The sequence below is a fragment of the Syntrophorhabdus sp. genome (genome assembly GCA_012719415.1).
Lineage (GTDB): Bacteria > Desulfobacterota > Syntrophorhabdia > Syntrophorhabdales > Syntrophorhabdaceae > Delta-02.
In genome coordinates, this window is sequence record JAAYAK010000053.1 from 13,380 (window position 1) to 35,177 (window position 21,798).

The window sequence follows — 21,798 nt, forward strand, 5'->3', positions numbered from 1 at the left end:
GGTCAGATTACTTTTTCCTTGACCCTTTTGATATCAAGGCACCTGTGCCCGTTCCTGTCGATGGTGAGCAGGACCCCCTGGACCTCGACATCGTCCTTTCCTACCTCGAACTTCTGCGGCATCTGGGTGTAGAAACGTTCAAGGACCCCCTTTTTGTCCATCCCGATGACAGAATCGGTGGGGCCCGTCATGCCCGCGTCGGTGATGTACCCGGTGCCTCTCGGCAACACCCTGTCGTCAGCGGTCTGGACGTGCGTGTGGGTGCCCATCAGGGCCGTAACCCTTCCGTCGAGGTACCATCCCATGGCTATCTTCTCCGATGTCGCCTCCGCGTGAAAATCGACGATGATCGGCGCATCCGGTCTTTCCATCTCGAGGAACTCCTCCATGGCCCGGAAGGGGCAATCGAGGGAATTCATGAAGATACGCCCTTCTATGTTGGCGACACATAGCGAGAGGTCGTTCTTCTTCACCACGGTATACCCGAAGCCAGGTGTTCCCCGGGGATAATTGAGGGGACGGACCACCCTCTTCTCTTCCATGAGGAAGGGGATCACCTCTTTCTTCTTCCAGACATGATTTCCCGTGGTAATTGCGTCAACACCGAGGGAGAGCATCTCCACCGCGGTCCTGGTGGTTATCCCTATTCCCCCCGCCAGGTTCTCACCGTTTATCACGACGAAATCCGCGCGGTTCTGCTCGAGGTACCGACCGACAGCCTTCCGTCCCGGCTTCCCGATCACATCACCCAGGAAAAGTACTGTAAATTGGTCATTTTGCATATTCTATCGAACGTGTTTCCCTGATCACGACCACCTTGATCTGGCCCGGATAGGACAGGTCTGTCTCGATCTTCTTCGCGATGTCCTTGGACATCATAATGATGTTCTCGTCACCCACCCTCTCGCTGTTGACGACTATGCGTATCTCCCTGCCCGCCTGGATGGCATAGGATTTCTCAACGCCCTGGAAGGTGTTGGCTATCTTTTCGAGTTCCTGGAGCCGCTTGATGTAGGTTTCCAACATCTCCCTGCGCGCGCCGGGCCTTGCCCCCGAGAGGGCGTCGGCCGCTTGAACGATCACGTCGAGGAGGCTTTTGACCTCAACGTCCTCGTGGTGGGCCAGAACGGCATGGATGATCTCCTCGCTCTCCCCGTATTTTCTCGCCAGGTCGGCGCCTATCGTGGCATGGGAACCCTCGATCTCGTGGTCGACGGCCTTCCCGATATCGTGAAGGAGCCCCGCCCTCTTCGCCTCCTTGACGCTCACCTTCAACTCCGAGGCGATGGCGCCACAGATGAAGGCCACCTCGAGGGAATGCTGGTAGATATTCTGGGCGTAGCTGCTGCGGAACTTGAGCCTCCCCAGGAGCTTGACAAGCTCGGGGTGAACGTTGTGGATCCCGAGGTCGAACACCGCCTGTTCACCAGCCTCCTTGATCTTCTCCTCCATCTCCTCGGCAACCTTGGAGACGATCTCCTCGATCCGGGCAGGGTGTATCCTGCCGTCGCTTATGAGCTTCGCTATGGCGATCCTCGCCACCTCTCTCCTCACGGGATTGAAACAGGAAAGGATCACCTCCTCCGGGGTGTCATCGATGATGATATCCACGCCCGTCGCGGCCTCCAGGGCCCTGATATTCCGGCCTTCACGGCCTATGATCCTGCCCTTCATCTCCTCGTTGGGCAGAGGGACCACGGAAACGGTGTCCTCACCGACGTATTCGCCGGCATACCTCTGGATGGCAAAAGCTATGATCTCCTTCGCCTTCTTGTCCGCCTTCTCTCTGGCCTCCTCTTCGATCTTCTTGATCATTTTCATCGATTCGAAGCGGGCCTCTTCCTCCATGGCGGTGACGAGCATTTTCTTTGCCTCTTCGGCGGTCATGCCCGATATCTTTTCGAGTTGCTCCTTCGCGCGTACCACGAGGGTCTCCTGCTCCCTGATCCTGCCTTCCAGCTGGTTGTGCTTGTTCGACATCTCGCGGTCTTTTCGCGACAGCTCTTCCTCTTTCCTTTCAAGGGTATCGAGCTTCTTGTCTATGTTGAGTTCCTTCTGCGAAAGCCTGCGCTCGGTGTTCTGCATCTCCACCTTCCGGGCCTTCACCTCCTGTTCGATCTCGTTGCGGGCCTGAAGGACGACGTCCTTCGCCTGGATGGAAGCCTCCCGTATGACGACATCGGCCTCTTTCTTCGCGTCATCAAGGATCTTCTTTCCGATCTTGTCGTATTCGCCAACTTTCTTCTGGTGGATAAGCTTGGTAAGAAAAAAGCCGATAAACAGAGCTACAACGAAAGCGATAACGGCTATCACTATTGTATTCAATGGGACCCCCTAATATATCTCAATATTATTAAGGGGGTGCGGTCAAAAGGAAAGAAAGAGGATTAACAATATAGATACAGACCAATGAATATTTATATTGAATACCCCTCCATGACGGCTCGAAGTTTATTTATGTCAAACCTCTGTTTCCTTAAGCATTACCCCTTAAAATTAGCCCCGCAATGCCGTGTAGACGATATGTCTTGAACCTCGTGTTCACGTGGGTGTCGTTTTACTGCATCAGGCTTCTCACTCGAGGTGAGCATGCACACCGCAGCAGGGAACGACTCCCTGTGTTGAGGTGTTGGCTCACAGCCTACCGCCTATCACGAACACCGCAGGGAACATCTATATTTTCAATATCTTCGAACTTTTTAATAAGTCGAAGCGTCCTTCCGTCCACCTTTTCTATCTGCTGCTTCATCTCCAGGTATTCGTCCGCCAGTTCCATCATTGCCATGATGACTGCATTCAGTGTATTGACTATACCGTAGCGCGTAACAACGCGGTCGATCTTGTCGCCCACAAAGCGGGCATCGCGTTTGATCCTCTCATCATCCTCCCCGACGAAAGTGAAAGGCTGTTTCAGGATGGTCACTTCAACCTTCTTCTCCATGCAGACCCCTAAATCTCTACTCTTTCGACCTTTTCGAGTATCTTCTGGACCTTCTCGATGAGTAATTCCCGCTCGCCCCGGATCTCCGAGATCTTCCCCTGTAGATCTCTGTCATTGCTCTGGAAGGACTCGACCTCAGCTTTCAGCCTCTCGTTCTCTTCCTTGAGGGCTCGATAGCCCTCGATAAGCCGATCGATCTTTTCTTCCAGTTCTTCTATACGGTTTACGTTAATTACCTCTTTATTTATACTGAAAATTTCCATATCTACCTAATTATCCTTCCTTTTCTGATCGAAAGTCAAGTACAAAAGGTATTCCTTAATAAAAGCATCGATATCCCCGTCAAGCACGGCATCGGCATTATGCTCCTCGTGTTTCGTCCTGTGATCCTTGATGAGTCTGTAGGGATGGAGAACGTAGGAGCGGATCTGGCTTCCCCAGGCTATGTCCTTCTTTTCCTTGTTCAGGGAATCCATTTTTTCTTCCTGTTTCTTCTTCTCCAGTTCGTAGATCCTGGACTTGAGGATGGCCATGGCCATCGACTTGTTCTTGTGCTGGGACCGCTCGTTCTGGCATTGAACGACAATGCCCGTGGGAATGTGGGTGATCCTTACCGCCGAATCGGTCCTGTTCACGTGCTGGCCCCCAGGGCCGCTCGATCTGTACGTGTCGATGCGCAGGTCCTCTTCCTTGATATCGACCTGTATATCCTCCGATATCTCGGGATAGGCGTAAACGGAGGCAAAGGACGTGTGACGGCGATTGTTCGCGTCATAGGGAGATACCCTGACCAGACGGTGAATGCCGTTCTCGCACTTGAGATACCCGTACGCATGTTTGCCCGAAACCAGGAAGGTAACATTCTTCACCCCCGCTTCCTCCCCGGGCAGGAGGTCGACGACCTGGGTCTCAAAGCCCTTCCTCTCCGCCCACTTCAGGTACATCCTGAAGAGCATCTCAGCCCAATCCTGGGCCTCGGTGCCTCCCGCCCCGGAGTTGATGAAGATGATGGCGTTGTTGTCATCATTCTCGCCTGAGAGCATCCTCTCGATCTCGTAGGAGCCAAGAGACTCTTCGAGGGACCTGACACGTTCGACGAGTTCTTCGAGGTCCTTCGAGTCCTCCGTTTCCCGGAGGAAATCGCTGAGTATAAGGATCTCTTCGAGTTCTTCTTCTTTCTTCTGCCAGTTCCTTATCTCTTCGTCGATCCGGGAACGGTCCCTGAGAATCTTCTGGGCCTTTTCCTGATCGTCCCAGAAGGTGGCCTCGGAGATCTGCCTGTCGAATTGTGTCAGTGTTTCGTGAAGTTGAGGCAGGTCAAAGATAACCTCTGAGGGAGAGGATGCGCTCCTGAAGCTCGTCTATCTTTCCTTTGAGTTCGTCTATCATACACTTACCTTCCCTGTGTCTCCGTGCTTGCCCCTGAAACGGACAGCCTCCTAACGACCGCCTCACCGTATTCCGAACACCTCACGGCCTTTCCATCCCGGACCTGCCGCGCCAGATCATAGGTCATGATACCCGCCTGTATCGTCTCTTCAACGGCTCGGCGTATCGCTGAGGCCGTCTCGCCCATGCCTATGTGGTCGAAAAGCATTGCCCCCGAAAGAATGAAGGACGTGGGGTTGACCATGTCGCGACCCGCATACTTCGGAGCGCTCCCGTGGGTGGGCTCGAATATTGCCACGTCGGCACCGATGTTCGCTCCCGGAGCGACACCGAGTCCCCCGATGAGCGCCGCGCAGGCATCGGACAGGTAATCGCCGTTGAGATTCGGACACAGGAGGACATCGTAGTCCCCGGGTCTCGCGATGACCTGCATGAACATGTTGTCCGCTATCCTGTCGTTTACGGGTATCTTTCCCGCTGCCCCCTCGGCGGACAGGTCGTCGAATTCCCGTGCCGTTTCGTAGGCCCATTCACGGAAGGCGCCTTCGGTGTATTTCATGATGTTTCCCTTGTGGACGATGGTGATGCCCCTGCGGGCGGCCTTTATCGTCCAGTCTATCGCCCACCTGACAAACCGCCGTGTCCCGGCGGGGCTCATGGGCTTTATCCCTATTCCGCTGTCTGGATCCACCTCCACGCCCATCACGTTCCGCAGGAAGTCAATGACGGTCTTCGCCTCCGCCGTACCTCCCTTCCATTCTATCCCCCGGTACAGGTCCTCGGTGTTCTCCCGGAAGATCACCATGTCCACAGCCTGGGGGTTCACAAGAGGGCTCGGCAGACCCTTGAACCAGCGTATCGGCCGCATGCACACATAGAGGTCGAATCTTTGCCGCAGATAGACGTTGACGCTCCTGAAGCCTCCGCCGACAGGTGTGGTCAGGGGGCCCTTCAAGGCGATCGTGCTTTCCAGGATGGCGTCGACAGTCTCCTGGGGCAAAAGGACATTCCCGGCATCAAGGGCCTTCAAACCGGCCGTGACAGGGATCCATTCTATTTGCTTCGTACCGCCCGTCGTCTTGAGGACCGCCTCCTCGAAGACCTCGCGCGAGGCGCTCCAGATGTCCTCGCCCGTTCCGTCACCGGCGATCACAGGTATCCTGATCCTCTCCATCAGATGGTGAACCCTCCGTGCTTTCTTATATAGTGATCGAGACCGCCTTCATCCAGTATGCTCCGCATGATGGCCGGCAGGGGAGCGAACCGCCTCGTTTCACCTTTCGTGATGTTCGTGAGCAACCCTTCATCGAGGCCGATCTCGAGCGCGTCACCCTGCGTTATGCCGTCGACGGGGCAGATAATGGCCGCGAGACCCACATTGATCGCATTCCGGTAAAAGATGCGGGCGAATGAAGGGGCCACTATCGCGTCTATACCGGCCATCCTGATGATAAGGGGGGCATGTTCCCTGCTCGACCCCAGGCCGAAATTCCTTCCCCCGACGATCACGTCGCCCTTCGCTATCCTCTCGGAGAAACCGGGCGCGATGTCGTCAAAAACGTGCTTCTTCAGCTCTTCCAGGTTGGATCGGAGATGATAGAAGCGCCCGGGGATGATGTGGTCCGTCGAAATATCGTCCCCAAACATCCATGCCTTACCCTTTATGATCATCACAGAACCTCTCTCGGATCGGAGATCCTTCCCGCGAGCGCGCTTGCCGCCGCGGTTGCCGGAGACGCGAGCACAATGCCCGATCCCGGGTTGCCCATCCTGCCCAGAAAGTTCCGATTCGATGTTGCGACGCATATCTCACCGTTGCCCAGGATACCCTGGTGCAGCCCGATGCAAGGCCCGCAACCGGGGGGCAGGATAGTCGCCCCCGCGTCGAGGAGCGTCTCCAGAATGCCCTCTCTCAGGGCCGCGCGGTACACGTCCCGTGACGCGGGACCCACGAGGAGGCGCACATTCGGATGTTTCTTGCGGCCGGCAAGGACCTGTGACGCAACCCGCAGGTCCTCCAGCCTCCCGTTCGTACAGGAACCGATGAAGACCTGGTGCACGGCCATGTCGCGGACCTCGCTGTCATCGACGGTTCGCGTATTGTCGACGGTATGAGGCAGGCTGACGACGGGCGCCAGCCCGCCGAGGTCCACGTCGAAGACCTTCTCGTACACCGCGTCCCCGTCGGGTGCGATCTCCACGAAGGCATCTCCCCGCCCCTTTCGGACGAGATAGGCCCGGGTCATCGCGTCGGAAGGGAAAAGCCCGCACTTAGCCCCCGCCTCAACGGCCATGTTCGAAACCGTCATTCTCTCCTCTATCTCCATGGAACCCACGGCCTCGCCCGAGAACTCCATCGCCTTGTAGGTTGCGCCGTCGGCCCCTATCATGCCTATGATCCTGAGGATAAGGTCCTTCGGGAACACGCCCTTCGGGAACGACCCGGAAAGACGGAACAGGTAACTCTCAGGCACCCTCATCCAGGTCTTACCGAGGCCCATCGCCGTGGCGATATCCGTGGAACCCATGCCTGTCGCGAAGGACGCGAGAGCACCCCCCGTGCACGTGTGCGAGTCGGCCCCCACGAGCACCTCACCCGGCACCAGGATACCCTCGGACATAAGCTGGTGGCAGATGCCCTCTCCCACATCGCTCACGTTCGCGCCGAAACGGCCCGCGAACTCCTTTATCATCATGTGGTCGTTGGAGAGCTCCATCCTGGGGCTCGGTGATGCGTGGTCGATGAAGAAGGTGACCCTCGATCCGTCGAAGAGCCTGTCAAAGCCCATGTCCGCGAATTTCCTGATCGCGAGGGGCGCCGTTCCGTCCTGAAGGAGTATCCTGTCGACATTGACGACAACGTAGTTCCCCTGAACCGTGTCACCACCGACGTTTCTGCCGAGTATCTTTTCAGCCAGCGTCCTGCCCTTCACCATCAAGCCTCCGCCCTTGCCAGGTCCTCGAACCGGATGTCGAGGCCGAGGACGCCGACGATGTCGCCCATCTCGTCCCGAATGGGCCCTGAAACGGTGACGCACAGCGCCCCGGTTATCCTCGATGAATAAAGGTCGGTGGCGTGTATCCTGCCATCAGCCATGGGTTTGATGAACCAATCCCTGTCGGAGAAGTCGTCGTTGAGTCCGATCCTCTGGTACTTGGCCTTGTCCACGATCTGTGTGATGTTGCGCGTGATCTTGACCCCTTCCCCGTTGACGGCATAGGCGAACTGAATATAAGGATAATCCTCGACGAGGCCCTTGAGGCGCTCTTCCTGCCGGTCCGGCTTCATGCCCTTGATGTCAGGGTTCTCAATATACTCTTCCACGAGGTGGGCAGCCATGTCGAAAGCCCTCTTCTTCATCAACTCGAACTCGGACACGAACATCTCGGGGATATACCGCCTCACCTGGTGCTCGAGCTCCTCTTCGGACATGCACGTTATGCGGCCGTCCTCGTATTGTTTCGCGATCCATTTGTTTATTTTGGCCACCCCGGGATGTGTCTTCTGTACCTTCTCCTTCCCCGTGAGCGCGAAGTGAGAGTTGACCCAGTGGGCTATCCCCGCCAGACCCGATTTATCGGTAATATTGACCGCGAGAGGTCTGTTGAGGAGCTTGTTCGTGTCGAATGCAGAATATATCTCCTCGTTCTTCAAGATGCCGTCTATGTGGACCCCCGCCGAGGTCGCATTGAAGTCGAGCCCCACGAAGGGCTGGTTCTTCGGGACATGATGGCCGATCTCCCGCTCGAAATAGTTGCGCATCTCCGTTATGACCGTCGTGTCCACACCGTTGTTCTCCCCCGTCAGGGAGACGTACTCCATGACAAGCCCTTCGATGGGCGCGTTGCCCGTCCTCTCCCCGAGACCGAGCAAGGTACCGTTAACATAGGTGCATCCATACATCCACGCGCTGATGCTGTTGATGAGGACCTTGTAGAAATCGTTGTGACCGTGCCACTCGAGGCAATCCGAAGGCACGCCGGCATCGTCGATCATGGCGCGAATGATCTTTCCGATGGACCGGGGAAGCGCCGAACCGGGGTACGTGATGCCGACACCCAGGGTGTCGCAGAGCCGTATCTTGACAGGCAGCTTCGCCTCCTCCGACAGGGCCATGAGCGCCTGGGCAAAGGGAACGCAAAAACCGTATATATCAGCCCTCGTCACGTCCTCGAAGTGGCATCTCGGCGTTATGCCGTGGTCGAGAGCGCTCTCCACTATCTTGAGATAGTCCTTGAAGACCTGGGGTCTCGTCTTGTTGAGCTTCAGGAATATGTGGTAATCGGAGACGCTCGTGAGGATGCCCGTCTCCTTGAGCCCCATGTCCTTCACGAGCTGGAGGTCCTCCTTGTGCGCCCTTATCCACCCCGTTATCTCCGGGAAGCGGTACCCTTTCTCCTGGCACCTGCGCAACGCCTCCTTGTCCTTGTCCGTGTACAGGAAGAACTCCGATTGCCTGATGACCCCGTTCGGCCCGCTCAGACGGTGGAGGAACTCGAAGAGGTCCTCGATCTGTTCAGCCGTGAAGGGAGGCCTTGCCTGCTGGCCGTCCCTGAAGGTCGTATCCGTGATATAGATATCGTCAGGGGGGTCGATGAGTTCGATCTTGTGGTCGAACTTCACCTTGCAGACCTCATCGTAGGGAAAGATATCCCGGAAGAGCTGGGGGTGGTCCACGTCGATGAGAGGATAATTGGACGCACCGGCAACGTTCTTGAAGATAAATCCCTTCTTCTTCTCCTTCTTCTTCATATCACCCCCGTGAAATTGTCAATCGGCAATGGTCCGTATCTTCAGCTCCGCGAGCTGTCTCGGCCCCACCCTACCGGGTGCGCCGGTGAGAAGGCAGGAGCCCTTCTGCGTCTTCGGAAAGGCGATAACGTCCCTGATGCTGCCAAGCCCCAGGAACATCATCAATATGCGGTCGAGACCGAAGGCTATGCCGCCATGGGGAGGGGCCCCCATCTCCAGGGCCTCCAGGAGAAAGCCGAACTTGTCCGCCGCCTCCGCTTCTCCTATATTGAGGAGCCGGAACATCTCCGCCTGGTCCTCGGTCCTGTGGTTCCTGATGCTGCCCCCGCCCAGTTCGACCCCGTTGAAAACGAGGTCGTAGGAATTGGCGAGAATGGAATCGTAGTCCCCGTCGAAACCGGCAAGGCTCCCCTTGGGGGACGTAAAGGGATGATGGCGGGCAACGTAGCGTTTCTCCTCCTCACTGTACTCGAGGAGGGGGAAATCGATGACCCAGAGGAACTTGTCCAGGCTCTTGTCGATGAGGTCGTATCTCTCGCCCAGGTACAGCCGGAACCTTCCCATGAGCTCACTCACGCGGAGCCGCTTATCACACATGATGAACAACACATCGCCCGGCTCGACGCTGAAAAGGGATATCATCTGCGACTTCTCTTCGTCGCTTAAGAACTTCACCGTCGGAGACTGGAGCGCCCCGTCGGGATCCATGCGTATCCACACGAGACCGCCGGCTCCTATGTCCATGGCCGTTTCCACCGACACGTCGAGGTCCTTGCGGGAGAGGGTCTTTCCCTTGAGAACAAGCCCCTTCACGGCCCCGCCCGCCTCTATCGTCTTCTTGAAGACCCCGAACTCCGTCTTCTGGAATATGTGCGTCATGTCCACGATGGGCAGGTCGAAGCGCAGGTCGGGTTTGTCGCTCCCGTATTTCTCCATCGCCTCGGAAAAGCTCATACGGGGAAAAGGGACCTCGGGGGGCCTCTTACCTTTCAATGCCTCGTAGAGGGCAATGATGAGCCCCTCGTTGACAGTCATCACGTCTTCCCTGTCGACAAAGCTCATCTCGATATCTATCTGGGTGAACTCCGGCTGACGATCGGCCCTCAAGTCCTCATCGCGAAAACAACGGGCGATCTGGAAATACCTCTCGAAACCGCTCATCATGAGGAGTTGCTTGAAGAGCTGGGGCGACTGCGGCAGCGCGTAGAACATGCCCGTGTTGAGCCTGCTGGGCACCACGAAATCACGCGCGCCTTCGGGCGTCGACTTCGTGAGCAGGGGCGTCTCGAACTCGTAGAACCCCTTCGACAACAGGTAATCCCGCGTGACCGTGTAGGCCTTGCTCCTTTCGATGAAGACCTTCTGCACCTCCGGGCGCCGCATGTCGAGATAACGGTACCTGAGGCGCGTGGCCTCGCCTATGTCCTCATCATCGAGCTGGAAGGGAAGGACCTTGCACGTGTTGAGGACCTCAAAGTCCGAAACATACACCTCGACCTCTCCCGTGGGCAAGCCCGGGTTCTCCGTCTCGGCGGGTCTCCTTCTGACCATGCCCGTCACTTTGAGGACATACTCGCTCCGTATGTCGCCTGCCCTCTCGTGCGCCTCCTTCGATATCTCGGGAGAGAACACGATCTGGACGATTCCCGTCACATCGCGCAGGTCGGCGAACACAAGCCCTCCGTGGTCGCGTCTCCTGAAGACCCACCCTGCCAGGGTCACCGTCATATCCACATGCTCTTTTCGTATCGTGCCGCAATAGGTATCTCTCACGTTCAGCCCCTTCTAAAAAAAGTGTATTATTATATTGTCAAATCCTTGATTAGTCAATACGGACAGGCCGGGAAGACAGCGGAAGGACAGGTGATGGGTCACAGGTCATGGGCCATGGAAAAAACCTATTCTCTTCTGTCCGTCACCCATGATCACCTGTACCCAAAAGCAATCCTGGATCCCTCAAGAGTCTTCGCTCGACCGGCCGGAGGACAACCTGAACACTCTCCCGCAAAAACATTGGTCACAATTCCCCGATCGGCACGTTCCTCAGGAACTCGGCGCTCTCTTCGGGCAGGGACGTGTTGATATACATGCCCGTGCCCAGTTCGAAACCGGCGGCCCTGGTAAGCCTTGGGACAATGGCAAGGTACCAGTGAAAGTACTTGGCGTCGGCACCGCCGGGGGACAATGACCGGATCACGTAGTTGTAGTCAGGGTTGCCGAGACCGAGGTAGAGGCGCAGCAGAATCTCCTTCAGGATGAGCGCCAGGGCCGGTATCTCGTCATCCGTGATATGGCCGTAGCAGGCGTTGTGCCGCTTCGGATAGATCCAAATGTGGAAAGGAGACAACGCGGCGTAAGGAACAAAGGCCAGGAAATGTTCGTTCTCGGAGACCACCCTCACTCCGTCGTCCTTCTCTCCTTTCATATAGGTACAATAGAGACAGTCGCCGAAGTTCACGTAGTAATAGTTGCGTATCGCCTCGTTGAGACGGTTCATCACCTGCCCGGGGAAGACGGGGGTCCCGACTATCTGCGAATGGGGGTGTTCGAGGGACGTCCCGGCGTCCTCGCCATGGTTCTTGAAGATTATAACGTGTTCGACGCGGTCGTCATTGTAGAAGGCGAGCTGACGGTGTCGGTACGCGACCAGTATGTCCGCTACCCGGTCAAGCGGCAGGAGGGCGGTCGTCGTGTTGTGGATCGGCGATTCGATGATAACCTCGTGGAGCCCAACACCGGAAAGGCATTCCCTGAGGTCATCCCTCTTCTTCACGATGACACCTTCCGGGGTAAGCGCCGAGTACTTGTTGGGCACCACCCGGACCGTCCACCGGCCCTCATCATCGGAAAGCCTGAGCGTCTCGGAGGGCGTCATGCCCTCGTTGCCCGTGCAGAAAGGACAGGACGGCGAATGATCGGGGAGCGTGACATGTTCCCTCGCGTGCTTGAAGTCCTCGGGACGCCTGGCCCTCTCCGTGGCGATGATGACCCAGTCTCCCGTGATCTGGTTCAACCGTACCTCAGGCATAGGCACCTCCTTCTCTATTTCACATAGTATTCCAAAAACCCCGGCTTCACAATCACGAATACCGGAATGACCTGAAGCCCCTCCACATAGCCCTTCTCCATTGACACCATCACCACACATGCTATACTCCACGGTGGATCGCCGGATGCCGCGGGACCGATAACCCTATGAAAGTCCTTTACTTTATCATATCGATCATCATCCTCGCCCTGGCAACAACGGCGTCATACCGGTATCTGAAACAGGATTGGCTTCTTTACAGGACCGCGGAGGACCTGTCCCGAAGGGGGGCCTGGCAACAGGTGATCCCGATCTGCGACGCCCTGGCCGGGAAAGGTTTCCGGCCCACAGACACCCTGAGGCTTCTCGGGAAGTCCTACGCGGAGGCAGGGGATCTGACGATGGCCATCGAGGCCTTCGGGAAGCTGGCAACCATAAACCCCGGCGACGCCGGCGTCGAACTCGAACTGGCCGGGTTGTATGACCGGCAGGGCGATCACGCGCGCGCGGCGGACATGTACCGTACCCTCCTCGCGAAGGAGCCTGGAAACAGGGCTGCCGCCCTCGGGCTCGCCCGCGCGCTGACCGCCCTTAGACGCTATGATGAGGCCATCCTGCGCTACAGGGCTATCCTGGGAGAGAAACCATGAATCGATCACTGGCTTACCTGGCGGTTCCATGCATTATCACGATCCTTGTCTTCCTCGCGGCGCCAGGATGCCCCTTCGCCGGTGAAGCCTCCCGACGGTCTGACACCTTACCCACAGCAGGCCAGGAGATCCCTGACTGGATGGCACGATGGGAGCTTGCCCGGGTGCTGAGCTACGCGGGGCGACACGAAGAATCCGTCACAGAGTACAGGAAGCTCCTCAAGGAAAGGCCGGACCTCCCGAAAGCAAGGATCGAACTGGCAAAGGTCCTTTTCTGGCAGAAGAAAGCAGGAGAAGCGCTCGCCGTCCTGGAAGGCGTCGACGCCCGCCAGCTCGATGTCGATTCGGTTCTGCTCATGGCCGACCTCTACCGGGACCGGAAGTCTTACGACAGGGCCGCCCCGCTTTACAGGGAATACCTTGGGAAGCGTCCCGGCGACAACCCGGCGAGACTGAGGTTCGCGGAGATGCTGAGCTGGGAGAAACAATACGACCAGTCCCTCGCCGAATACCGCAAGATACTTGCCGCACTCCCCGGGGACGTACAGGTGAGGAGAAAGTACGCCATGGTCCTCATGTGGTCGAAGAGATACGGTGAAGCCGCGGCGGAACTCAGGAGAACGCTGAAATAGCATGAAGAGGCTCATTCTTCTATCGGTCCTCATGGTGGCCCTGTTCCCGGCGGCACCCTGCCGGGCCGAGCGAACGGTCACCATCGTACCCCCGGAAGGCAGGGTATCGGACAGGGAAGCACGCCACGCTCTGGCGCGGATCCTCTCCTACGATGATGCCACGTTGAAAGAGTCTCTTGCGGAGTATCACGCTCTCCTCAAGCTCGCCCCGGGGGACAACACCATCGAAACGGAGACGGCTGAGGTCCTTCTGCGCCTCGGGATGGACGCCGAGGCGGCTTCGCTCCTTCGTGGCCTCCACGCCCGAAAGCCCGGCGATGCCGCCGTGGCCGCGGCCCTTGCCGATATCGAATGCGGGCGCGGCCACGCGCTCGCGTGCAGAAACCTTTACCTCGAAGCGCTGGGGACGTCGGGACACAGGCCGGACCTCTCGCTCCGCTTTGCAGACAAGATGAACATGTGGGGTGATTTCTCCCAGGCCCGGTCTCTCTACCGGCGGCATCTTGCCGGTAACCCCGGTGATCGCGATGTGGCCTTGAGGCTCGCGATGACCCTTGCCAGCTCCGAACGATACGAAGAGGCGGAAGGTGTCTGCAGGGACCTGATGGTTACCCGTAAGGACGCCGTTACCCTCGCAACCCTCGCCTCGATAAAGCTCCTCGAAAAGGACTTTCCCGCGGCAGAACGATACGCGCGTGAAGCCTTGTCGGCCGGGCCGGGTGACAGGGAAGCTTCCCGGGTCCTTGGAGAGGCGCTCATGTCCCAGGACAGATATCCCGAGGCCAGGTCACTGTACGAAGGGTCGACCGGTCGGACCGCTGAGGCAGCAGGGGTCCGCGTGAACATTGGTCGGACCTACCTCAGGGAGAAGAACGCTGCCGAGGCCCGGAGGTATTTCGAAAAGGCCCGCGCGGCAGAGCCGGGGAACATACCAGCCCGTTTCTATGTGAACTGGCCGGACACCGTGCGCTCGGCCGCCTTTCTCTCATCCATTGTCAATGATACGGCTCTGTCCGCGGCCGACCTTTCCCGATGGGCCGACCGATACCTTTCCCATGGCCTCTTCCCCGAAGCCATCGCCTGTTTGAAGGAAGCACTCCGCCGCGATCCCGATTTCTTTCCCGCCTCAATTTCCCTCGCCCAGGCCCTTGCCTCGGCCAGGCAATACGAGGCATCCATCACACTGTACAGGGACCTTGCGGCGCGATTTCCCGGCAGTTCGAAGATCATCACCGGTCTTGCACGGGTCCTCGCCTGGTCGAGGCGGTATGACGACTCCATAGCCCTCTATCGAAAGATCATCGCCCTCGATCCCACGGACCCCGTTCCGCGCAGGGAGATGGCGCGTACCGCCATGTGGGCGAAGAAACCGGGGCTCGCGATGGAAACATATGATGCCGCTCTCTCCGTTCCCTCCGGGGAACCGGTCCGCCGGGAGCACGGTAACGAAAAGGAGACCGTCGACTCACGGGTCCGGGAGCGCATAGAGCGGTCGATCCTCCTCGAGAAGGAGGCAAAGAAGCTCGCCTACGACGGGCGTTTCGCCCGCTCCCTGCCTGTCTACGAGACCCTCATCAGGGAGAACCCCGGAAACGAGGAGGCGCTCTTCGACGAGGCGCAGGCTGCCTGTGCCCTGGGCCTGTGCGGCCGCGAGGCAAGGGTCTATGAAAGGCTTCTCGCCATCGACCCGCTTCACTCCCTTGCCGGGGAAGCCGCCGGGAGGCTCCGGAACCGGGGCAATCCTTCGGCACGTTTCGATTACTCTTACTGGAACGAGCAAGGCAGGGGAGACCTCGCCCGCATCACGCGGAACCGCTTCGATGTCACCGTCGACGTTCCCGTCAGGTGCCAGTACCATTTCTTTTTCAAGGGCCATCGCTGGCTTGATACACCCGACTTCGATCACGCGACCTACGGCGCCAGCGGTGTCTCGGTCGGCTTCGCCGGGGTCTTCAGCCCCTTCGTGAAGGCGGAGGGCTCCTTTACGCACAAGAGATATGACTCGAAGACCCTCGCCGACAGGGACACGGGCCACGGGACGGTCTGGTTCGATCTCGATGACCGGGTGCGCCTCGGCGCCGGATATGCCCGCACGGACGAGATATACAACTATTTCGGCATAGTTCAGGGCACGCAGGCGGACCGCGTCTTCGTCGCCTTCAATAGTAACGTTACCCGCAGGTTTGAGGTGAGCGGCAAGGCGGAGTACACAGGTTACAACGACTCCAACAGCGGCAGCCTCGTCAGCCTCGCTGCCGGCCATGCCCTCACCGACCACCCGCGGACCTTCAAGGTGGCCGCCTCCGGAGAGATGCGCAATACCCGCCACGACAACGAATACGTCTACCGCGACGGGGAGCTCGTCGACATGATCCACCCCTACTGGGCCCCCCGGGACTATCTCGCCGGCAGCGTCATCCTCGAGTGGCGGCATGACCTCTCGAAGACCTTCATCTGCGGGGCGGAGCAGCATTTCTACGATCTCAAGGCCTCCTTCGGCACGGACTCCGAGAACAATCCCTACGCGAAGATCGAGGGTGAATGGAACTGGGAGTTCCTGAAGCACTGGTTCGTCGGCATAAAGGGCCTCGCCCACACGTCCCCGAAATGGGACGCCACGGGGGCGTGGGCGTGGGTGAGGTACCGATTCTGAGATGAACGAGAAACGTCCCGCGTCCTCAAAAATCGCTCTCATCATGGCGGCCCCCGTTGCCGCCATGGCACTCGCCGCCGTGTACCTTATCGTGCGCATCATCCTCTTCATGATCACCGATCATGTGTGGTACGAGAAGGCCCTCGCGCTCCTTTTGCTCATGGCCGAGATATTCATCCTCGTCCACGGCATAGGATACTTCCTGGAGATCCTCTCCGTCGCGTGGACGCGCAGAGACTTCTCGCGGAAAGAGCTCCCCACGGAACCCCTGCCGGCCTATCCGCCGGTCGCCATAGTCATGCCCTCCTACAAGGAACCCCTCGAGGTGGTCAAGAACTCTCTCATCACCTTCTACAATCTATCGTACCCCAACAAGTACATCTACTTCCTGGACGACACCCGTTATGATGTCCCCTGGGACACTCCCGAGAACATGGAGGCCTACAAGAGGTCCATCGAAGAGCTCTGCCAGTACGTCGGAGTCGACCTCTTCCGCAGGAAATGGCACGGGGCAAAGGCGGGGATCATCAACGATTTCATGGAATACCTTGATGGACAGACGAGGGAGGGATTCGTATTCCACAATTATTCCAAGAAGATCAAGAAAGAAACGGAACGGTATATGGTCGTCTTCGATGCCGACTCCAATCCATTCCCCGACTTCCTGGAACCCCTGGTCGCCCGGATGGAGGACAACCCCGAATTGGCCTTCATCCAGACCCCGCAGTACTACATCAACTTCGATTCCAACCGCATCGCCCGCGCCGCCGGACTGCAGCAGACGGTCTTCTATGAGTACATATGCGAGGGCAAAGCGTCAAAGGACGCCACCTTCTGCTGCGGCACGAACGTCCTTTTCCGTCGCGAGGCCCTGAAAAGCGTCGGCGGATTCGATGAATCCTCCGTCACCGAGGACTTTGCCACGTCCCTCCAGTTCCATCTCATGAAGTGGAAGACAACATATATAAACAGGGTGCGGACCTTCCAGATAGGGCCCGAGGACCTGGGGGGCTATTTCAAACAGCAGTTCAGGTGGTCCCTGGGAACAATAGGGCTCTTGAGAAAGCTCATGGCCACCTTCATCCGCCGGCCCCGCGGCCTTACGCTCCTTCAGTGGTGGGAGTATTTCCTGTCGAGCACATGGTATTTCATCGGCTTCGTATTCTTCATCATGATGATATGTCCACCCATCTTCCTGTTCTTCAATGTACCCGTGTACTTCGCCAGACCCGATTTCTATTTCCTCATCTTCGTCCCCTACATCATCATCACCCTTACCACCTTTTACTGGACGTTGAAACAACGCAGCTACACGATACGCGACCTCATGTCGGGGCAGCTCCTGACCTTCATCACTTTCCCTGTCTTCATGAAGTCGAGCGCCCTTGCCCTGATCGGCTTCAAGGGCACCTTCGGCATCACGCCGAAAGGAACGAGTCGCGCCCTGCCTCTTCGGGCCATGTGGGCCCAGATCCTCCTGTGGGCCATATGCATCAGCGCCGCGACATGGGGAGTCATGAGGCTCGTGTACGAGAGAGAACCCTTCGCCGGGATACTGGTCAACGTCTTCTGGTGCCTCTATCACGCCGCGATACTCTCGTCGATATTCTACTTCAACACCCCCGTGGAAGAGCCCGGGGAGACAAGAGGATAGCCGGATGAGACCGTGCGGGACAGCCTGTCTTTTCCTGATGGCCGTCGCCATACTCTTCCCGTCATCCTGCCTCACATCGGGAACGGGGCCTTCGCTGTGGGGCTTCGCCCTCGACGGTTACCCCATAACCCCTGCAAGGATCGAGGGCCTCGAGGCGGCAACCGGCCTTCATCCCGACATGGTCGTCTTCTTCCTCCAGTGGCCCCCCCTCGAGGACGGGTCCTCCGGCGAATTCCCCCTGGAAAGCCTCGAAGCCATCACGGCGACCGGCGCCCTCCCCTGCATCACCTGGGAGCCCATGTTCGTGATGGCCGGCAGGGAGATCGCCATCCCCCATGCCGATGTGCTTGGCGGCCGGTACGACCGCTACATAGAGCGGTTCGCGGAAAAGGCCCGCTCCTGGAGGAAGCCCCTGCTCATGCGCTTCGCCCACGAGATGAATCTGAAGCGTTATCACTGGGGCACGACGGAGAATAAATACGGTCCGGAAAGCCCCGTCATCTACCGGAAGATGTACCGGTATGTCGTCGAGATCTTCAAACGGTCCGGCGCCGGCAATGTTCTGTGGGTGTTCTGCCCCAACGCGGAGTCTGTACCGGGCACGACTTTCGACCCTTCCGCCTCATGGAACGTCCTGTCCGCCTACTACCCGGGAGACGACTATGTCGATATCCTCGGCGTGGACGGGTACAACTGGGGAACAACCAGGAAGAAAGAGATTCACGGATGGGAGAGCGGGTGGAGATCCTTTCGGGAGATCTTTGAGGCCCCTGTCGCTGAACTTAAGGGTTTGAGTCCCTCTGCCCGGCAAAAACCCCTCGTCGTCTTCGAGACCGCAACCGTCGGCACAGGCGGCAACAAGAACGAGTGGATCCGGGATGCCATGTCCGCCTCCGGCAGGTTGGGCATCGAGGGCATCGTCTGGTTCCAGTCAGACAAGGAGGTCGACTGGCGGATAGAAAGCGGCTCCGACGGAAGCCACGTCCCAGCAGTGAAGGGTCGACGCGCCACCGGGCCGCGCCGCCTCGATGGGCTTCTCGAGAAAGGAGGACGGCCCTGATGCGGAGATTCAGCCTCAAGACAAAGATGGCCACCGTGGTCTCCGTCCTCTTCCTCGTCATCTTCAGCGCGGGTGCCTTCATGTTCGAACGCGTTTTCGAGGAGCATTTCAAGAAGACCATAGCGGACCAGCAGTTTGAACTCGTCTCAAAGATAGCCTACGATGTGGACCTCAGCATTCATGAGGCCTTGAGGGTGCTCATCGACGTCTCGAAGCTCATTCCCACGGCAGACATCGACAACCATCCCGCCATGCAGAGGCATCTCGAGAAGATACTGGGGACGCGGTTCTTCCTCAAGGCGTATTTCGACCATGGTATTGTCCTCTATTCACAGACGGGAAGGGTTATAAGCCAGGTGCCCGACTCACCCGAAAGGTCCGGGAAAGACTTCTCCGACAGGGAATACTTCCAGTACACGATGCGGACAAAAGGACCGTACATCTCGAAACCCTTCAGGTCCATCAAGGCGCCCCATGACCCCGTAGTCATGTTCTCCGTTCCCGTCTTTGGCAAGGACGGGGAGATCGCCGCCGTGCTGGGCGGCGCCGTGTCACTGCTCAAGGATGTCACCTTCGGAGGCATAGCGGGCATCAAGATAGGCAGGACCGGGTACCTGTACCTTTTTAATACGGACCGCACAATGATCATCCATCCCGACAAGACACGGATACTTAAGCAGGATCTTCCCAGGGGCTCGAACCACCTTTTCGACGCCGCCATCGAGAACTGGTTCGAGGGGAGCGGGGAGACCAGATCCTCAAAGGACGTGCCCGGCATAGCGACCTTCAAGCGCTTTCGAAACACCGACTGGATACTGGCCGCGCATTACCCCATCAAGGACGCCTATGCCCCCATTTACAAAGAGAGATGGTATATCGTGGCCTACACGGCCATCGGCATCGCCCTTTGCGTGCTCATCATCCTCATCGTGATGCGCAGGAACCTGTCGCCCCTGTCGGAACTGGCCTCGCAGGCCGAAGAGATAGGGAGGACGGAAGGCCCCTTCGGCGCCGTCCGCGTTGACACGGGCGGAGAGATAGGGGCGCTCGCATCATCCTTCAATGCCATGCTCGAACGCCTCGGCGACAGGGAAGCATCCCTGAAGAAGACCATGGAAGAGCTCCGTAAGCTGCACAATGCCGTCGAACACAGCTCGGCCGTCGTCGTCATCACCGACAGCAAAGGGGACATCGAGTACGTCAACCCGAAATTCGTCGAGGTCACGGGCTACGAAAGAAGCGAGGTCTCGGGAAAAACGCCTCGGATCCTGAAATCCGGCGAGATGGCCGGGGAGGTCTACGATGCGCTCTGGGCAACCATCACCTCCGGTGAGGAATGGCAAGGCGTTTTCCACAACAGGAAGAAGAGCGGGGACCTCTACTGGGCGGCGGCGTCCATCTCTCCCCTCAAGGACTCAACGGGCAACATCACGCATTTCGTCGGGGTCCAGGAGGACATCACTCCGGTGAAGCTCTTCGAACAAGAACTCAAAAACGCCAAGGAGGCAGCCGAGAGCGCCAACCGGGCCAAGAGCGATTTCCTCGCCAGCATGAGCCACGAGATACGCACCCCCATGAACGCCATCATCGGCATGGCCGAACTGCTCCTGGAAGGCCCCCTGGACGAGGAGCAGCGAAGATATGTCACGACGTTGCGGAACGCCGGGGACAACCTCCTCAGCATCATAAACGACATCCTCGACATATCGAAGATCGAGGCGGGCTACCTGGAGCTTCACGAGTCCGTCCTCGACATCAGGGAGCTCGTCGATGCCGTCTGCGATACCATGGCCCTTCGTGTCCGGGAGAAAGGCATTGCCCTCGACTGCAGGATAGCGCCCGATGTGCCGGCTCGGCTGACGGGCGACGCGGGACGGCTGAGGCAGGTCCTCCTCAATCTCGTCGGCAACGCCGTGAAGTTCACCGAGGAGGGTCGAGTAACGATCACCGTGGAACGCGAAGGGTCGGACGACGAGGAAACCGTTCTTGCCTTTTCAGTCAGCGACACGGGCATCGGCATCCCGGAGGACAAGATCCCTCACATATTCGAGAAGTTCACCCAGGCGGACTCGTCGACAACGCGAAGATACGGCGGCACCGGCCTGGGGTTGACCATATCCCGTCGTCTCGTGGAGCTCATGGGCGGCCGTATATGGATGACGAGCGCCGTCGGTTCGGGGAGTACCTTCTTTTTCACCGCCTCACTCGCCCCCGCGGCGGATGGGCCAGATAACCCCGCACCGGAAGAAGACGCCGCGGCGACACCTGGAGTCATTTCCGAAACACGGCCTCTTGCCGTACTCCTCGTCGACGATTCCGACGACAACCGGCTGCTCATCCAGTCGTACCTCAAGAAGACGCCCTTTAAGGTCGACATGGCACGGGACGGGCGCGAAGCCGTCGATATCTTCACGACATCGTCCTACGACATCGTCCTCATGGACATTCAGATGCCCGTGATGGACGGCTACGAGGCCACGCGGCAGATACGGCAGTGGGAACGGTCGCAGGGCCGAAGGGCAACACCCGTTCTGGCACTCACAGCCTACGCCCTGGAAGAGGAGATACGAAAGAGCTACGAGGCGGGCTGCAACGGCCACCTCACCAAGCCTGTCAGCAGGTCCGCGCTTATCGATGCCATAAGGGCGCATACGAAGGATATCTCCGTCGCGGACGAAGGCTCCGCGGCAGGCACCACGGCCAGGATCGGCGAAGAGATGGATTCGACGACCGTCGTCAGGATAGACAGGGACCTCGAGGACCTAATACCGGGATACCTGGAAAAACGGTTCGCGGATGTCGCGTCCATACGGGAAGCGGCCGGGAAGAACGACCTCGAGACCGTCCGGGTCCTCGGCCACACCATGAAAGGCAGCGGCGGCGGCTACGGTTTCGACCGCATCACCGAGATCGGCCGCCAGCTGGAAGAAGCCGCAAAAACCGGCGACAAGGAAGCGATCATCACAGGGGCAGCCGAACTGGAACGTTTCCTGACCACGATCCACATAGAATACGCGTAAGGCTTTGACCCGTCTGCC

The 21,798-nt window shown here is 58.3% G+C and carries 16 protein-coding genes, 1 other RNA gene and 1 pseudogene; 6 read left to right on the forward strand and 12 right to left on the reverse strand.

The genetic code is table 11. The features are described from left to right. Positions 1 to 2: 2 nt before the first annotated feature. The 12 genes and pseudogenes from GXX82_03385 to galT all read right to left on the reverse strand — a co-directional run bounded on the left by GXX82_03385 (position 3) and on the right by galT (position 12,111). The gene (locus GXX82_03385; protein NLT22069.1) at positions 3 to 782 is read right to left on the reverse strand and encodes a TIGR00282 family metallophosphoesterase; all 780 of its coding nucleotides are present in this window, start codon (positions 780 to 782) and stop codon (positions 3 to 5) included. Then, the gene (rny, locus tag GXX82_03390) at positions 772 to 2,325 is read right to left on the reverse strand and encodes a ribonuclease Y (protein ID NLT22070.1); all 1,554 of its coding nucleotides are present in this window, start codon (positions 2,323 to 2,325) and stop codon (positions 772 to 774) included. The genes GXX82_03385 and rny overlap by 11 nt, the downstream gene beginning before the upstream one ends. A 170-nt stretch (positions 2,326 to 2,495) precedes the next feature. Next, positions 2,496 to 2,672, reverse strand: a non-coding RNA gene (ssrS, locus tag GXX82_03395) — 6S RNA. Positions 2,673 to 2,719: 47 nt separating this feature from the next. Further along, positions 2,720 to 2,941, reverse strand: a pseudogene (locus tag GXX82_03400) (cell division protein ZapA). 8 nt (positions 2,942 to 2,949) lie between these two features. Then, positions 2,950 to 3,204: a cell division protein ZapB gene (gene zapB / locus GXX82_03405; protein ID NLT22071.1), complete on the reverse strand. Its 255-nt coding sequence runs from the start codon at positions 3,202 to 3,204 to the stop codon at positions 2,950 to 2,952. A 6-nt stretch (positions 3,205 to 3,210) separates the two neighbouring features. After that, positions 3,211 to 4,330 (reverse strand): peptide chain release factor 2 gene (locus GXX82_03410; protein ID NLT22072.1). Its coding sequence is split into 2 segments (ribosomal slippage): positions 3,211 to 4,263 and positions 4,265 to 4,330, totalling 1,119 coding nucleotides; the frame shifts between segments, so codons are not numbered across the junction. A gap of 4 nt (positions 4,331 to 4,334) precedes the next feature. Continuing rightward, positions 4,335 to 5,504 (reverse strand): NADP-dependent isocitrate dehydrogenase, encoded by a 1,170-nt coding sequence (locus tag GXX82_03415; protein NLT22073.1) that lies wholly within the window; start codon positions 5,502 to 5,504, stop codon positions 4,335 to 4,337. Continuing rightward, positions 5,504 to 5,998 (reverse strand): 3-isopropylmalate dehydratase small subunit, encoded by a 495-nt coding sequence (locus GXX82_03420; protein NLT22074.1) that lies wholly within the window; start codon positions 5,996 to 5,998, stop codon positions 5,504 to 5,506. Before GXX82_03420 ends, GXX82_03415 begins: the two co-directional genes overlap by 1 nt. A 2-nt stretch (positions 5,999 to 6,000) precedes the next feature. After that, positions 6,001 to 7,266, reverse strand: coding sequence for a 3-isopropylmalate dehydratase large subunit (locus GXX82_03425; GenBank protein NLT22075.1), 1,266 nt, complete (start codon positions 7,264 to 7,266; stop codon positions 6,001 to 6,003). Beyond that, a complete protein-coding gene (locus tag GXX82_03430) occupies positions 7,266 to 9,083 on the reverse strand; it encodes a histone-lysine N-methyltransferase (GenBank protein ID NLT22076.1) in 1,818 nt (605 codons plus the stop codon). The genes GXX82_03425 and GXX82_03430 overlap by 1 nt, the downstream gene beginning before the upstream one ends. A gap of 18 nt (positions 9,084 to 9,101) precedes the next feature. Continuing rightward, positions 9,102 to 10,862, reverse strand: a complete 1,761-nt coding sequence (gene aspS / locus GXX82_03435) for an aspartate--tRNA ligase (protein NLT22077.1) — start codon at positions 10,860 to 10,862, stop codon at positions 9,102 to 9,104. A gap of 238 nt (positions 10,863 to 11,100) precedes the next feature. After that, positions 11,101 to 12,111 carry a galactose-1-phosphate uridylyltransferase gene (galT, locus tag GXX82_03440; protein ID NLT22078.1) on the reverse strand — a complete coding sequence of 337 codons (1,011 nt, stop codon included), beginning with the start codon at positions 12,109 to 12,111 and terminating at the stop codon, positions 11,101 to 11,103. A 167-nt stretch (positions 12,112 to 12,278) separates the two neighbouring features. Here galT and GXX82_03445 point away from each other — a divergent pair, with 167 nt between their 5' ends. The 6 genes from GXX82_03445 to GXX82_03470 are packed head-to-tail and all read left to right on the forward strand — an operon-like array spanning position 12,279 to position 21,780. Next, positions 12,279 to 12,761: a tetratricopeptide repeat protein gene (locus GXX82_03445; protein NLT22079.1), complete on the forward strand. Its 483-nt coding sequence runs from the start codon at positions 12,279 to 12,281 to the stop codon at positions 12,759 to 12,761. Continuing rightward, positions 12,758 to 13,393 (forward strand): tetratricopeptide repeat protein, encoded by a 636-nt coding sequence (locus GXX82_03450; protein ID NLT22080.1) that lies wholly within the window; start codon positions 12,758 to 12,760, stop codon positions 13,391 to 13,393. Before GXX82_03445 ends, GXX82_03450 begins: the two co-directional genes overlap by 4 nt. A gap of 1 nt (position 13,394) precedes the next feature. After that, positions 13,395 to 16,046 (forward strand): tetratricopeptide repeat protein, encoded by a 2,652-nt coding sequence (locus tag GXX82_03455; GenBank protein NLT22081.1) that lies wholly within the window; start codon positions 13,395 to 13,397, stop codon positions 16,044 to 16,046. 1 nt (position 16,047) lies between these two features. Continuing rightward, the gene (locus GXX82_03460; GenBank protein ID NLT22082.1) at positions 16,048 to 17,700 is read left to right on the forward strand and encodes a glycosyltransferase; all 1,653 of its coding nucleotides are present in this window, start codon (positions 16,048 to 16,050) and stop codon (positions 17,698 to 17,700) included. A gap of 4 nt (positions 17,701 to 17,704) precedes the next feature. Next, positions 17,705 to 18,760 carry an endoglucanase gene (locus tag GXX82_03465; protein ID NLT22083.1) on the forward strand — a complete coding sequence of 352 codons (1,056 nt, stop codon included), beginning with the start codon at positions 17,705 to 17,707 and terminating at the stop codon, positions 18,758 to 18,760. Further along, positions 18,760 to 21,780, forward strand: coding sequence for a response regulator (locus tag GXX82_03470; GenBank protein ID NLT22084.1), 3,021 nt, complete (start codon positions 18,760 to 18,762; stop codon positions 21,778 to 21,780). The genes GXX82_03465 and GXX82_03470 overlap by 1 nt, the downstream gene beginning before the upstream one ends. The last annotated feature ends 18 nt before the right edge of the window (positions 21,781 to 21,798 follow it).

What these genes read in the sequence shown, in the direction of transcription:
- galT (NLT22078.1), bottom strand. Translation starts at nt 12,111, where the DNA reads ATGCCTGAGGTACGGTTGAACCAGATCACGGGAGACTGGGTCATCATC.
- GXX82_03465 (NLT22083.1), top strand. Translation starts at nt 17,705, where the DNA reads ATGAGACCGTGCGGGACAGCCTGTCTTTTCCTGATGGCCGTCGCCATA.
- GXX82_03455 (NLT22081.1), top strand. Translation starts at nt 13,395, where the DNA reads ATGAAGAGGCTCATTCTTCTATCGGTCCTCATGGTGGCCCTGTTCCCG.
- zapB (NLT22071.1), bottom strand. Translation starts at nt 3,204, where the DNA reads ATGGAAATTTTCAGTATAAATAAAGAGGTAATTAACGTAAACCGTATA.
- GXX82_03425 (NLT22075.1), bottom strand. Translation starts at nt 7,266, where the DNA reads ATGGTGAAGGGCAGGACGCTGGCTGAAAAGATACTCGGCAGAAACGTC.
- GXX82_03385 (NLT22069.1), bottom strand. Translation starts at nt 782, where the DNA reads ATGCAAAATGACCAATTTACAGTACTTTTCCTGGGTGATGTGATCGGG.
- GXX82_03470 (NLT22084.1), top strand. Translation starts at nt 18,760, where the DNA reads ATGCGGAGATTCAGCCTCAAGACAAAGATGGCCACCGTGGTCTCCGTC.
- GXX82_03460 (NLT22082.1), top strand. Translation starts at nt 16,048, where the DNA reads ATGAACGAGAAACGTCCCGCGTCCTCAAAAATCGCTCTCATCATGGCG.
- GXX82_03415 (NLT22073.1), bottom strand. Translation starts at nt 5,504, where the DNA reads ATGGAGAGGATCAGGATACCTGTGATCGCCGGTGACGGAACGGGCGAG.
- GXX82_03450 (NLT22080.1), top strand. Translation starts at nt 12,758, where the DNA reads ATGAATCGATCACTGGCTTACCTGGCGGTTCCATGCATTATCACGATC.
- GXX82_03430 (NLT22076.1), bottom strand. Translation starts at nt 9,083, where the DNA reads ATGAAGAAGAAGGAGAAGAAGAAGGGATTTATCTTCAAGAACGTTGCC.
- GXX82_03445 (NLT22079.1), top strand. Translation starts at nt 12,279, where the DNA reads ATGAAAGTCCTTTACTTTATCATATCGATCATCATCCTCGCCCTGGCA.